Origin of the sequence: Methylobacterium brachythecii, assembly GCF_014196345.1 — a bacterium.
Classification (GTDB): Bacteria; Pseudomonadota; Alphaproteobacteria; order Rhizobiales; family Beijerinckiaceae; genus Methylobacterium; species Methylobacterium brachythecii.
In genome coordinates this window covers 88,553-101,256 of sequence record NZ_JACIDN010000007.1, presented here as the reverse complement: position 1 = coordinate 101,256, position 12,704 = coordinate 88,553, and the positions used below count along the sequence as shown (strand labels likewise).

The 12,704-nt window shown below is 66.4% G+C and carries 9 protein-coding genes; 6 read left to right on the top strand and 3 right to left on the bottom strand.

The window, feature by feature from the left end; translation table 11 throughout:
* Positions 1–93: 93 nt before the first annotated feature.
* Entirely contained in the window at positions 94–765 is a 672-nt protein-coding gene (locus GGR33_RS18635) for a L,D-transpeptidase (RefSeq protein WP_183507988.1), read from the top strand.
* 73 nt (positions 766–838) lie between these two features.
* Here the strand turns inward: GGR33_RS18635 and GGR33_RS18630 are convergent, their stop codons facing one another.
* Complete coding sequence (locus tag GGR33_RS18630; protein WP_183507986.1) at positions 839–1,174, bottom strand: hypothetical protein; 336 nt, start codon at positions 1,172–1,174, stop codon at positions 839–841.
* 217 nt (positions 1,175–1,391) lie between these two features.
* A complete protein-coding gene (locus GGR33_RS18625) occupies positions 1,392–1,865 on the bottom strand; it encodes a phasin (RefSeq protein ID WP_246413261.1) in 474 nt (157 codons plus the stop codon).
* Between the two features lie 217 nt (positions 1,866–2,082).
* On the opposite strand from GGR33_RS18625, the gene GGR33_RS18620 reads away from it, so the two are divergent.
* The 5 genes from GGR33_RS18620 to GGR33_RS18600 all read left to right on the top strand — a co-directional run bounded on the left by GGR33_RS18620 (position 2,083) and on the right by GGR33_RS18600 (position 10,973).
* Entirely contained in the window at positions 2,083–4,761 is a 2,679-nt protein-coding gene (locus GGR33_RS18620; RefSeq protein WP_183507983.1) for a PAS domain-containing sensor histidine kinase, read from the top strand.
* A 130-nt stretch (positions 4,762–4,891) separates the two neighbouring features.
* Complete coding sequence (gene acs, locus GGR33_RS18615) at positions 4,892–6,841, top strand: acetate--CoA ligase (RefSeq protein ID WP_183507982.1); 1,950 nt, start codon at positions 4,892–4,894, stop codon at positions 6,839–6,841.
* A 146-nt stretch (positions 6,842–6,987) separates the two neighbouring features.
* Entirely contained in the window at positions 6,988–7,353 is a 366-nt protein-coding gene (locus GGR33_RS18610) for a DUF485 domain-containing protein (protein WP_183507980.1), read from the top strand.
* Positions 7,350–9,047 (top strand): cation acetate symporter, encoded by a 1,698-nt coding sequence (locus GGR33_RS18605; protein WP_183507978.1) that lies wholly within the window; start codon positions 7,350–7,352, stop codon positions 9,045–9,047. The genes GGR33_RS18610 and GGR33_RS18605 overlap by 4 nt, the downstream gene beginning before the upstream one ends.
* 240 nt (positions 9,048–9,287) lie before the next feature.
* Complete coding sequence (locus GGR33_RS18600; protein ID WP_183507976.1) at positions 9,288–10,973, top strand: MFS transporter; 1,686 nt, start codon at positions 9,288–9,290, stop codon at positions 10,971–10,973.
* Between the two features lie 120 nt (positions 10,974–11,093).
* On the opposite strand, the gene purH is transcribed toward GGR33_RS18600, so the two are convergent.
* Positions 11,094–12,692, bottom strand: coding sequence for a bifunctional phosphoribosylaminoimidazolecarboxamide formyltransferase/IMP cyclohydrolase (gene purH, locus GGR33_RS18595; RefSeq protein ID WP_183507974.1), 1,599 nt, complete (start codon positions 12,690–12,692; stop codon positions 11,094–11,096).
* Between the last annotated feature and the right edge of the window lie 12 nt (positions 12,693–12,704).

Sequence of the window (12,704 nt, the reverse complement as noted above, 5' to 3'; positions counted from 1 at the left end):
CGCTTATGCACAAAATCATTGAACAAGCGTGGAACCGCGTGGCCACGGTCACGCTTGTGTAGTCAAGATAAATGCACAGGTAGGCATCTCCTCATGAAGACCCTGGCCACCGCCCTCGCCGGCGTCATCGGCGTCTGTGTTCTTGCAACCGCTCCCGCGATATCTGCCCCCTTCGACCCGTTCGGGACGAACGACGCCGATGATTACTACTCGGGCCAGGCCTACGGCCGCTCGGGTGCGCAGCAATACGATCCCTACGGCGGTCAATACGGCGCGTCAGGCTACGGCCAGGGTGCCCAGGCTGCGCCGCAGGCGCAGGTCGCGCCGATCCCGCGCGAGATGGTTCAGTTCGACCCGCGCTACAAGGTCGGTACCATCGTGGTCTCGACCTCCGAGCGCCGGCTGTACTACGTGACCTCGCCCGGCGAGGCCTTGCGCTACGGCGTCGGCGTCGGTCGTCCAGGGTTCGAGTGGTCGGGCGTGAAGACGGTGGTCGCCAAGAAGGAATGGCCGTCGTGGGTTCCGCCGAAGGCGATGCTCGCCCGCCGCCCCGACCTGCCGCGCTACATGGCCGGCGGCGTCGAGAATCCGCTCGGCGCGCGTGCCATGTATATCGGCGGCACCGAGTACCGCATCCACGGCTCCAACGAGCCCGACACGATCGGTCAGGCCGTCTCCTCGGGTTGCATCCGCATGACGAACGACGACGTCACCGACCTGTACGAGCGCGTCCGCGTCGGCGCCAAGGTCGTCGTGCTGAACTGATCGACTCGATCTGAGCGAAATCGAAGCCCGCGCCGGTCGAACCGGCGCGGGCTTTTCGATTCGTGCCGGTCGATCAGGGAACGACGCGGCCGGCGACGGTATCTCCGCCGCTCAGCGGGGCCGTCGGCGTCTCGCAGAAGCAGCGGGCGCCGAGGGGGCGCGGACCGGGGAGCGGGCACGAGAACGGCTTCGGGCCGAACATGCCGGGTTGGATCGCGTCGCAATTCAGACCCACGTCGCGCCGGGGCGGAGGAGGACGGCGACCCTCGTAGCGAGACTCATAGCCGCCGCGGCGGGGCGGCGGCGCATCGTAATAGCCTTCGTCGTCGTATTGCGCGCGGGCGCCCTGGGAGCCGAGCGCGCCGAGAACGATCGCGGCCGCGATGCTGAGACGATAAGCAAGACGCATGGAGGTCGCTCTCTCGATGGCGTTGGGTCGTGCCGAACGCCGACACGTGACGCGCCTCGCTAAGAGCCCCGATCGGCCGAAAAAAGGCGGCCCGATCTCCAAGGCTTAGGGTAGCCCCGGCCAAAAAAGAAAACGGCCCGCCTGTTGGGCGAGCCGATCTCTCAGAAATCACGGTCCAGCGTTCTCGCGGCGACCGTGTCCCGACTGATTTGGAAAATCAGGCGGTGGGCTTCTTGGTGGTGGCCTTCGCGGCGGCAGTGCCCTGGTCGAAGGCCTGGCGGGCCTCGTTCTGGCCCTGCTGGACGGCGCTCTTGGCGTTCTCGGCACCCTGCTGGAGAGCGCTCTGCGCGAGACCACCGAACTCCTTGGCCTGGGCCTGGATGTTGGCGAACTGTGAGCGAACGAACTCGGCCTGATGCTGCATCGCCTCCTGCACGTCCTTGGCACGCACGAGCTTCTGCGCGAGGTCGAACGCGGCGTTCACGTTCTGCTCGGCGAACTCGAACGAGCGCGAGGACAGCGTGGTGGTGTTGGTGCGGGCGAGTTCGGCGGAGCCCTGAACGGTATCGGCCGTGCGGCGCGCTGCGCCAAGGAACGAATCGAACGCCTTGCGGGCCTGGTCGACGCTCTTCTCAGCGAAGTCGCGCATCTCGGCAGGAACTTCGTAATTGGGATTCTGGCCGCTGCTCATGTTCGTTTCCTTTCCAAATGCCCATGAATTCATCATTGTGCAGCGCACAATAACATATATTTCATGCGACGCTAGCCCCCGGTGCGGCGGCAGGCCGCGTATTAGGGTTAAGCGTTGATTAACGTGTGTCAGATCGCCTTCATGTCTATGACGGCACTGGCAGAAGTTTCAGACTGCCTGCCGATTTCCCACCACGTGGCCCACAGCTAGGCATTCGATGTCCGACCGCGCAAAGCAGGCCGATGGCGGCGACGCGACGCTCGCTGCCGACTTCGCGCGCTGGTCCGCCGACGCCCGTCTCGCACCGCTCTTCGCAGTACCCGGCCGCGCCGTCCTCGTTCTCGATCGTGCCGCCGAGAGCTTGGTGGGCTCCCATGGGGACGCCGTGGCTCTACGCGCAGCGGTCTCGCGCGACGATGACCGCGTCGACCCCGGACTCAGGCTTCCGCATCAGATCCGGTCCGTCGGCGAGCCGGGCACCGGCCCACGCCTCGTTCGGCTTCGCCTCGACACGCGCGGCCTCGGGCGCCCGGTCACTTGCCTGATCGCGTCGGCGATGAGCGCAACGGGCGAGACCTTCCGGCTGCTCGCGTCCACAGAGGCACTACCAGCACGTCGCAACTCCGCCGAGCGGCCGCCGATCGAGACGGCGGCCGTTCTGGAGCCCCCTCGGGAGCCGGATGTTCCATCCTCGGTCTCGCGGCGCTTCGTCTGGCGGAGCGACGACAACCACGTCGTCGCCAACCTATCGGGCGCATCTCCCAAGATCGCCGCACATCTTCTCGGCCACTCGTGGACGGCGCTCGGCGAGGCCGGGGCCATCCAGGGAGGGAGCCTGCTCGAAGCGCTGACGGCGCATCGGACCTTTCGTGCACTTCCCGTCGTCCTTCGATCGCCCGGGGCGGATCGGGAGATCGAGCTCGAACTGTCCGGAACGCCATCCGGACGCGCCTCGCAGCCGTTTTCCGGTTTCTCGGGGTTCGGCGTGGTGCGCGAGCCACGAGCCTCGCTGCCCAGCGCGGCTTCGCTGCAGGATGAGATCTCGGCGGAGGCCGCCGCAGCCGACCCGTCGCCGTCATCTGCCGTCCAAGGCGACGACGACGCTCCGGTGCTGCCGGCTGCGGACGAAGCGCGAGCGGGATCGGCAGCGCCGCTGGCCGGGGAGGCTCCCGTGCCCGGCGCGGTGCTTGCCGTCAGCGCGCTGGATACGCACGTCGAAGAAGGCGCGCCGGCCATGGTGGGCGAAGACGCGGGCGACGCGCACGCGCCAGCGCAGCAGAATTCGGACTTGTCGACGAACGAGCACGCTGCTTTTCGCGAGATCGCGCGCGCTCTCGGCGCACGCTTTGCGGGCGACGACGACACCGTGCCGCCGGAGCCGCCTCTGGGTACGGAGCGCGGCGGCTCGGTCATGGCCTTCCCGGTCGCTGTGCCGCCGAGTGCGGTGTCGTCCATCGACGAGGCGATCGTCGCGGCGCTCGACCGGTTGCCGGTGGGCGTTCTCGTCCATCGCGGCACCGCGATCCTCTACGCGAATGGCAGGTTCCTCGATCTCACCGGACATCCGGACCGCGCCGCGTTGCAGGCAGCCGAGGGCGTCGGGACACTGCTCGGCGAGTTGCCTCCGCTGAAAGACGGCATGCTTCCCGATACGCCGGTCTCCATGACGCGGGCGGGAGGGCAGTCGCTGTCGCTGCTGGTCGAGCGCTCGCGGGTCGATTGGGATGGCAGCTCGGCCGAACTGCTTCTGGCCCGCGTGGCGACTCAGGTCGACAGCGCCCGCGAACAGATCGCGCGCGGCTTGCTGGAGACGCGGGATGCAGCGCGCGAGCGTGACGCCCAGGACCTCCTCGACAAGATCGAGCTGGGCGTGGCTTCGCTCGACGAGGGCGGCCGCATTCTCAGGCTGAACGCCAGTGCGCAGGCCATGCTGTCGAGCGAGTCGCGCGAGGTCGTCGGCGGCAGGCTAGCTGATTTGTTCATAGGCGAAAGCGAGCCTGCCATTGCCGCTTGCCTCGACGAGGCGCGCGGGGCGGCCACTGGCGCGACTTGCGAAGCCATCGCGCGAACAAGCCCACAGAGCGGCGCGCTTCGACTTCGCGTCGCGCAGCTTCCAACGGAGAGCAGGGCCAAGTTCTGCGTGACCCTGAGTGAGCCGCTCCCGCCGTTGGCCGGCGTGCCGCACGTCGAGCCGGAGTCGCGTTTCCGGGCAGACTTCGCCGCGATCGTGTCTCATCAGGTTCGCGCGCCGATCGTGCAGATCGCCGACCGCACGGAAATCCTGCTCTCCGAGCGCCTCGGACCGCTGGCGAGCGGGCGCGGAAACGACTATCTTCAAGAGATTTACCAATCCAGCCAGCATGTCGTCGGCGTGATCGACGACCTTCTCGATCTCGCGCGCATCGAAGCGGGTTTGGGCGGGCTGACCTTCACCGACATCGCTCTCAACGACGTGGTGTCGGGATGCATCGCGCTGATGCAGCCGCAGGCGGCGCGCGACCGCATCGTCGTGCGGACCAGCCTCTCGCCCGATCTCAGGCCTCTCGTCGCCGACGAGCGTTCCATGCGTCAGGTCACCCTCAACGTCATCGCCAACGCCATCCGTCTCACAGAGGCCGGCGGCCAGGTGATCGTCTCGACGACCGACGAGCGCGGCGAGATCGCCTTCCGGGTCCGCGACACCGGAATCGGCCTGACGCAGGAGGAGATCGAGCGGGCGCTGATGGCGAAGGGCGACGGCGACGTCGCGGGCGCACGCGCCGGCATCGGTCTCGGCCTGACGGTGACCAAGGCGCTGGTCGAGGCCAATCGCGGCCGATTCCGCATCTCCAGCCGCAAGAACGAGGGCACGCTCGTGGAGATGCTGTTTCCGCTGCAGCGCGCTCTGAGCGCCTGAAAGACACCCGGCATTCTAGACTTTTTGGTGCTTGTCCCGCCGTTTAGGCGGTGCAACTAGTTAGTGACTGGAAGTCCCGGCTGCGCGAACCTTCGCGATACGATCGGGCGCCTCGAAGGGAAGAAACGGCATGACTGAGCGGGTTGTCGACGTCCAGGACGCGTGGCGTGAGCATGGGCTCGTGGACGACGCAAAGTACCAGGAGATGTACAAGGCCTCCGTTGCCGACCCCGACACGTTCTGGGCCGAGCACGGCAAGCGCATCGACTGGTCGACCCCCTTCACGAAGGTCAAGGACACCAGCTTCGCCCCCGGCAACATCTCGATCAAATGGTTCGAGGACGGCAAGACCAACGTCGCCCATAACTGCATCGACCGTCACCTCGAGAAGCGCGGCGACCAAGTCGCGATCATCTGGGAAGGCGACGACCCGAACGAGCAGAAGCACATCACCTACAAGGAGTTGCACGGCGAGGTCTGCCGCTGGGCGAACGTGCTGAAGAACCGCGGCGTCGAGAAAGGCTCGCGGGTCATCCTCTATCTGCCGATGGTGCCTGAGGCGGCCTACGCGATGCTGGCCTGCGCGCGTCTCGGCGCCATCCACGCCATCGTCTTCGGCGGATTCTCGCCGGATTCACTTGCCCAGCGCATCAAGGGCTGTGAGGCCAAGGTCGTGATCACGGCCGACGAGGGCCTGCGCGGCGGCCGCAAGGTGCCGCTCAAGGCCAATGTCGACGAGGCCATCAAGCGTCTCGACGACGCGACCGTCGACCACGTTATCGTCGTGCGCCGCACTGGCGGCAACGTCGCCATGGAGGCCGGCCGCGACGTCTATTACGACGAAGCCGCCAAGCAGGTGACGGACGATTGCCCGGCCGTGGCCGTCGAGGCTGAGCACCCGCTCTTCATCCTCTACACCTCCGGTTCGACCGGCCAGCCCAAGGGCGTGGTGCACACCACCGGCGGCTATCTCGTCTACGCCTCGATGACGCACGAATACGTCTTCGACTACCACGAGGGCGACGTCTACTGGTGCACGGCCGATGTGGGCTGGGTCACCGGCCACAGCTACATCGTCTACGGCCCGCTCGCGAACGGCGCGACCACGCTGATGTTCGAGGGCATCCCGACCTACCCGACCAACGGCCGCTTCTGGGAGGTGGTCGACAAGCACAAGGTCAACATCTTCTACACCGCGCCGACCGCGATCCGCTCACTGATGGGCGGCGGCGAGGAGCCGGTGAAGAAGACCTCGCGCAAGTCCCTGCGCGTGCTCGGCTCGGTCGGCGAGCCGATCAATCCGGAAGCCTGGGAGTGGTATTACCGGGTCGTGGGCGACGAGCGCTGCTCGATCGTCGACACCTGGTGGCAGACCGAGACCGGCGGCATCCTGATCACGCCGCTGCCCGGCGCCACGAAGCTCAAGCCGGGCTCGGCCACCCGTCCGTTCTTCGGCGTGCAGCCGGTGATGGTCGATGCCGAGGGCAAGCAGCTCGAGGGCAAGTGCGAGGGCAACCTCTGCATTGCCGATTCCTGGCCCGGCCAGATGCGCACGGTCTACGGCGACCACGAGCGCTTCGAGCAGACCTACTTCTCGACCTACAAGGACCTCTACTTCACCGGCGACGGCGCGCGCCGCGACGAGGACGGCTATTACTGGATCACCGGCCGGGTCGACGACGTCATCAATGTCTCCGGCCACCGCATGGGCACGGCCGAGGTGGAATCCTCGCTCGTCGCGCATACGAAGGTCGCCGAGGCGGCAGTCGTCGGCTACCCGCACACCGTCAAGGGCCAGGGCATCTACGCCTACGTCACCCTGAACCAGGGCGAGGAGGGCGACGACGCTCTGCGCAAGGAACTCGTTGCCTGGGTCCGCAAGGATATCGGCCCGATCGCCTCGCCGGACCTGATCCAGTTCGCGCCGGGCCTGCCCAAGACCCGCTCCGGCAAGATCATGCGCCGCATCCTGCGCAAGATCGCCGAGGACGATTTCGGCTCGCTCGGCGACACCTCGACGCTGGCTGAGCCCGCCGTCGTCGAGGACCTCATCGAGAACCGTCAAAACCGCGCGAACTAAGCACAAATCGGCTTGACGGGCGCCCGGTCCTCGCGCCCAAGTCTCTTCGACGTGGCAAGGCGGAACGCGAGAAATCGTCCGCCACGTTCGAAGAGGCTGAAGCCGCCGAATGCCATGAAGAGCATCCGGGTCGGCGGGAGGACATCATGAGCGCAACACAGGCGGCAGGCACCGCCGCGGCATCTCCACATGCCGCAGGCGTCGACACACCCGATCCCCGACTCGACCGCGTCATCACCAATCCGACATTCCAGACCCTCGTCCGCGAGCGCACGAGCTTCGGCTGGATCCTGACGATCCTGATGCTGGTCGTCTATTTCGGCTTCATCGGCCTGATCGCCTTCGACAAGCAGCTGCTCGCCACCAAGGTCTCCGGCACGGCCTCGCTCGGCCTGTTCATGGGCGTCGGTGTCATCGTCTTCGCCTTCATCCTGACCGGCATCTACGTCGCGCGCGCCAACACCCGCTTCGACCGCCTCTCCGCCGAACTCGCACGGAGCCTGGCCCGATGAGCCGCGCTCATATTCTGGGAGGCCTCGGGGCCGCCGGTATCCTCGGACTCGCCGTGACGACGGCCTGGGCCGCCGGCCCCGACCTCGGAGCCGTCTCGCAACAGGCGACGAACTGGCCGGCCATCGGCATGTTCCTGTTCTTCGTGCTGTTCACGCTCGGCATCACCTACAAGGCGGCCCAGGGCACGAAATCGGCCTCCGACTTCTACGCGGCCGGCGGCGGCATCTCCGCGGGCACCAACTCGCTGGCCATCGCGGGCGACTACATGTCCGCCGCCTCGTTCCTCGGCATCTCGGGCCTCGTCTACACCTCGGGCTTCGACGGGCTGATCTACTCCACCGGCTTCCTCGTTGGCTGGCCGATCGTGCTCTTCCTGATCGCCGAGCGCCTGCGTAACCTCGGCAAGTACACCTTCGCCGACGTGGCCTCGTTCCGCCTCGACCAGACGTCGATCCGCATCATCTCGGCGGTCGGCACCCTCGTGGTGGTGGCCTTCTACCTGATCGCGCAGATGGTCGGCGCCGGTAAGCTGATCCAGCTGCTGTTCGGTCTGCCGTATCTCTACGCGGTGGTCATCGTCGGCGCGCTGATGATCATCTACGTGGCCTTCGGCGGCATGAAGGCGACGACCTGGGTTCAGGTCATCAAGGCGTGCCTGCTGCTCGGCGGCGCGAGCTTCATGGCCGTCGCCGTACTCTACAAATACGGCTTCCATCCCGAGTCGCTCTTCGCCGCGGCCGTCGCGACCCATCCGAAGGGCGATGCCATCATGGCGCCCGGCGGCTTGGTCTCGAACCCGATCGAGGCGATCTCGCTCGGCGTCGGCCTGATGTTCGGCACGGCCGGCCTGCCGCACATCCTGATGCGGTTCTTCACGGTCTCGGACGCCCAGGCGGCTCGCAAGTCGGTGTTCTATGCCACCGGCCTGATCGGCTACTTCTACATCCTGACCTTCATCATCGGCTTTGGCGGCATCGCCCTGCTGATGTCCGATCCGAGCTACTTCAAGCTCGGCGCGGCCGGCACCTTCGACAAGCTCAAGGACATGGTCGGCGGCACCAACATGGTCGCCGTGAACCTCGCCAACGCCGTGGGCGGCCCGTACTTCCTGGGCTTCATCTCGGCGGTGGCCTTCGCGACCATCCTCGCCGTGGTGGCGGGTCTGACGCTGGCCGGCGCCTCGGCCGTGAGCCACGATCTCTACGCCCAGGTCATCGCCCGCGGGCGCACGACCGAAAATGCAGAGGTACGGCTCTCGAAGATCGCCGCGGTGGTGATCGGCATCGTCGCGATCTATCTCGGCTACGTCTTCGAGAACCAAAACGTCGCGTTCATGGTCGGGCTCGCCTTCTCGGTGGCGGCGAGCTGCAACTTCCCGGTCCTGTCCATGTCGATCCTCTGGCGGGGAACGACCACATGGGGCGCGCTGCTCGGCGGCCTCGTGGGTCTCGTCACGGCGGTGACCATGGTGGTGCTCTCGAAGGCAGTCTGGGTGACGACCTTCGGGCATCCTGCGGCGCTGTTCCCCTTCGACAATCCGACGCTGTTCTCGATGCCTCTGGCCTTCCTGACCATCTTCGTGGTGTCGAAGCTCGACAACACGCGGCGGGCTCAGCGGGAACGCGCGGCCTTCGACGCACAGTTCGTGCGCTCGGAGACCGGCATCGGCGCGAGCGGCGCCCACGCTCACTAAAAAGAATTTCTCTTCGGGGGGATTAAGGAAGAAGGCGCGGCGTGAGCCGCGCCTTTTCTATTTCAAACATGTGTCTAAGCGCTTTCGCACGCTTGTTGATGCTCTTTCCTCCTTGGCACGGCACAGCACTGACGTAACAATGGCTTGTGCGTTCGCAGGTCGTTTCAACGATCCGGGCGCTGGAAACCAAAAAAACGAGCGGGTTCGCGCAAGACGCACCGCCGGGTGGAGGAACGTGTAATGGCTGTGGCAGCAGCAGCGTCGCATGCGGGAGATGCCGCGCGACCGATGACGGCATCCGAGAAGAAGGTCATCTTGGCCTCGTCACTCGGCACGGTGTTCGAGTGGTACGACTTCTATCTCTACGGATCGCTCGCCGCGATCATCGGGGCGCAGTTCTTCTCCGCCTACCCGGAATCGACGCGCAACATCTTCGCCCTGCTCGCCTTCGCGGCAGGCTTCCTGGTCCGCCCCTTTGGCGCGCTGGTCTTCGGCCGGGTCGGTGACATCGTCGGCCGCAAATACACCTTCCTCGTCACCATCCTGATCATGGGTCTGTCGACCTTCATCGTCGGCATCCTGCCCAACGCCGACAGCATCGGCATCGCGGCCCCGATCATCCTGATCACGCTGCGCCTGCTCCAGGGCCTCGCCCTCGGCGGCGAGTACGGTGGCGCCGCCACCTACGTTGCCGAGCACGCGCCGAATGGCCGCCGCGGCTTCTACACCAGCTGGATCCAGACCACGGCGACGATGGGCCTGTTCCTGTCGCTCATCGTGATCCTGGCGACCCGCACCTTCACGGGCGAGGACGCGTTCAAAGCCTGGGGCTGGCGCATTCCGTTCCTGGTCTCGGTCCTACTGCTCGCCGTGTCGGTCTGGATCCGGACCAAGCTCAACGAGTCGCCGGCCTTCCAGAAGATGAAGGAGGAGGGCACCACCTCGAAGGCTCCGCTCACGGAAGCCTTCGGCCAGTGGAAGAACGCCAAGTTCGCGTTGATCGCACTGCTCGGCCTCACCGCCGGCCAGGGCGTGGTCTGGTACACTGGCCAGTTCTACGCGCTGTTCTTCCTGCAATCGATCCTGAAGGTCGACGGCTACACCTCGAACCTACTGGTCGCGTGGTCGCTGCTCCTCGGCACCGGGTTCTTCGTGTTCTTCGGCTGGCTCTCGGACAAGATCGGCCGAAAGCCGATCATCCTGGCCGGCTGCCTGATCGCGGCGGTCTCCTACTTCACGGTGTTCCAGCAGATCACCTCGATGGCCAACCCAAACCTGGAGAAGGCCGTCGAGACCGTGAAGGTCAGCGTGATCGCCGACCCGAAGGAATGCGGCAGCCTGTTCAATCCGGTCGGCACGCGCAAGTTCGAGACACCGTGTGACCTCGCCCGCGACTACCTCGCCAAGTCTTCGGTGAAGTACTCCACTGAGGCTGGCCCTGCCGGACAGCCGACCAAGGTCAAGGTCAACGACACCGAGGTGCCGTACACCGCCGGCATGCCGGCAGCCGACTTCGCCAAGGCTGCGTCGGCCGCCCTGCAGGGTGCCGGCTATCCGAAGGCGGGTGACCCGGCGATCGTGAAGATGTCGAACCCGTTCGACATCTTCCGGCCCCAGGTCGCCAAGGTCATCGGGCTGCTCTTCGTGCTCGTGCTGTTCGTGACCATGGTCTACGGCCCGATCGCCGCTGCCCTCGTGGAGCTGTTCCCGACCCGGATCCGCTACACGGCGATGTCATTGCCCTATCACATCGGCAACGGCTGGTTCGGCGGCCTGCTGCCCGCGACCGCCTTCGCGATGGTGGCCGCGACCGGCGACATCTACTACGGCCTCTGGTACCCGATCGTGATCGCGGTGATGACCTTCGTTATCGGCCTGATCTTCGTGCCGGAGACGAAGGACCGGGACATCTTCGCCGAAGACTAGCCCTTCGAGGATGCGAGACAGGAAAGGCGCCCTTCGGGGCGCCTTTTCTTTTGCTGCCTGAATTGTTGTCCGCAACCAGCGATCCAGCCGCCGGTCTTAGCGGTCGGAAAGTCTGTCGGTTCAGTGCCGGAAGTGGCGCGTGCCCGTGAACACCATCGCCAGCCCAGCCGCGTCGGCGGCACGGATCACCTCGTCGTCGCGCATCGAACCGCCGGGCTGGATCACAGCGGTTGCGCCGGCCTCGGCTGCCGCGATCAGGCCGTCGGCAAAGGGGAAGAAGGCGTCGGACGCCACGACGGAGCCCTTGGCGAGGCTGTCCGGTGCACCGATGCGCTTGGCGCCCTCAGCCGCCTTCCAGGCGGCGATGCGTGAGGAATCGACGCGTGACATCTGCCCGGCGCCGATACCGACCGTCGCACCGGCGCGGGCGTAGACGATGGCGTTCGACTTGACGTGCTTTGCCACCCGGTAGGCAAAGCGAAGGTCCGCGAACTCGGCCTCGCTGGGCTGGCGAGCCGTCACCACGCGAAGCGGCATGTCGTCGACGACGGCTTTGTCGCGGCCCTGGACGAGGAGGCCGCCCGCGAGCGTGCGCACGGTCTCACCGGCTGCGCGCGGATCGGGGAGGGCGCCGGCCAGCAGCAGGCGCAGGTTCTTCTTCGCCGCCACGATCGCCATCGCCTCTTCCGAGGCTTCGGGCGCGATGATTACCTCGGTGAAGATCTCGACGATCTTTCGCGCAGCCTCGGCATCGAGGGGACGGTTGAGTGCGACGATGCCGCCGAAGGCCGAGGTCGGATCGCACGCGAGCGCCTGCTCGTAGGCCTCCAGCAGGCTCAAGGCTTCGGCGACACCGCACGGATTGGCATGCTTGATGATCGCCACGGCGGCCGAGCGTGCCGGATCGAACTCGGCGACGCATTCATAAGCCGCGTCGGTGTCGTTGAGGTTGTTGTAGGACAGCTCCTTGCCCTGGACCTGCCGCGCCGTGGCGATGCCGGGCCGCGCGATGCCGGGAGAGCGGTAGAAGGCCGCCGCTTGATGTGGGTTCTCGCCATAGCGCAGGCTCTGGCCGAGCGTGCCGCCAAACGCGCGGAAGGTTGGCGCCTCGTCGTTGCCGATCTCGCCGGCGAACCAGTTGGAAATCGCGGCGTCATAGGAAGCGGTGCGCGAGAACGCCTTCTGTGCGAGACGGCGGCGCATCCCTGAGCCGATGCTGCCGTCATGCGCCTGCAATTCACCCAGAACGGCGGCGTAGTCGGCCACGTCGACCACCACGGCGACGTCGGCGTGGTTCTTGGCGGCGGCGCGGATCATCGCGGGGCCACCGACATCGATGTTCTCGATGCAGTCGCCGAAGGGGCGCCCGGCCTCCAGCGTCGCCTCGAACGGGTAGAGGTTCACCACGAGGAGGTCGATCGCCTGCAGGCCGTGGGCGGCGAGCGCGGCCTGGTGCTCGGGATTGTCGCGGATGGCGAGCAGGCCGCCATGCACGGCCGGATGCAGCGTCTTGACGCGCCCATCCATCATCTCGGGAAAGCGCGTCAGCTCGGAGACTTCGGTCACGGGCAGGCCGGCCTCGGTCAACGCCTTGTGCGTGCCGCCGGTCGAGACGAGGGCGATGCCGCGTTCGGACAGCGCCCGCGCGAAATCGACGAGGCCGGTCTTGTCTGAGACCGAGAGGAGGGCGCGGGTGACGGGAGTTGTGTCGCGCGGCATCGGGCGTGTCCG

What these genes read in the sequence shown, in the direction of transcription:
- GGR33_RS18635 (WP_183507988.1), top strand. Translation starts at nt 94, where the DNA reads ATGAAGACCCTGGCCACCGCCCTCGCCGGCGTCATCGGCGTCTGTGTT.
- GGR33_RS18630 (WP_183507986.1), bottom strand. Translation starts at nt 1,174, where the DNA reads ATGCGTCTTGCTTATCGTCTCAGCATCGCGGCCGCGATCGTTCTCGGC.
- GGR33_RS18625 (WP_246413261.1), bottom strand. Translation starts at nt 1,865, where the DNA reads ATGAGCAGCGGCCAGAATCCCAATTACGAAGTTCCTGCCGAGATGCGC.
- GGR33_RS18620 (WP_183507983.1), top strand. Translation starts at nt 2,083, where the DNA reads ATGTCCGACCGCGCAAAGCAGGCCGATGGCGGCGACGCGACGCTCGCT.
- acs (WP_183507982.1), top strand. Translation starts at nt 4,892, where the DNA reads ATGACTGAGCGGGTTGTCGACGTCCAGGACGCGTGGCGTGAGCATGGG.
- GGR33_RS18610 (WP_183507980.1), top strand. Translation starts at nt 6,988, where the DNA reads ATGAGCGCAACACAGGCGGCAGGCACCGCCGCGGCATCTCCACATGCC.
- GGR33_RS18605 (WP_183507978.1), top strand. Translation starts at nt 7,350, where the DNA reads ATGAGCCGCGCTCATATTCTGGGAGGCCTCGGGGCCGCCGGTATCCTC.
- GGR33_RS18600 (WP_183507976.1), top strand. Translation starts at nt 9,288, where the DNA reads ATGGCTGTGGCAGCAGCAGCGTCGCATGCGGGAGATGCCGCGCGACCG.
- purH (WP_183507974.1), bottom strand. Translation starts at nt 12,692, where the DNA reads ATGCCGCGCGACACAACTCCCGTCACCCGCGCCCTCCTCTCGGTCTCA.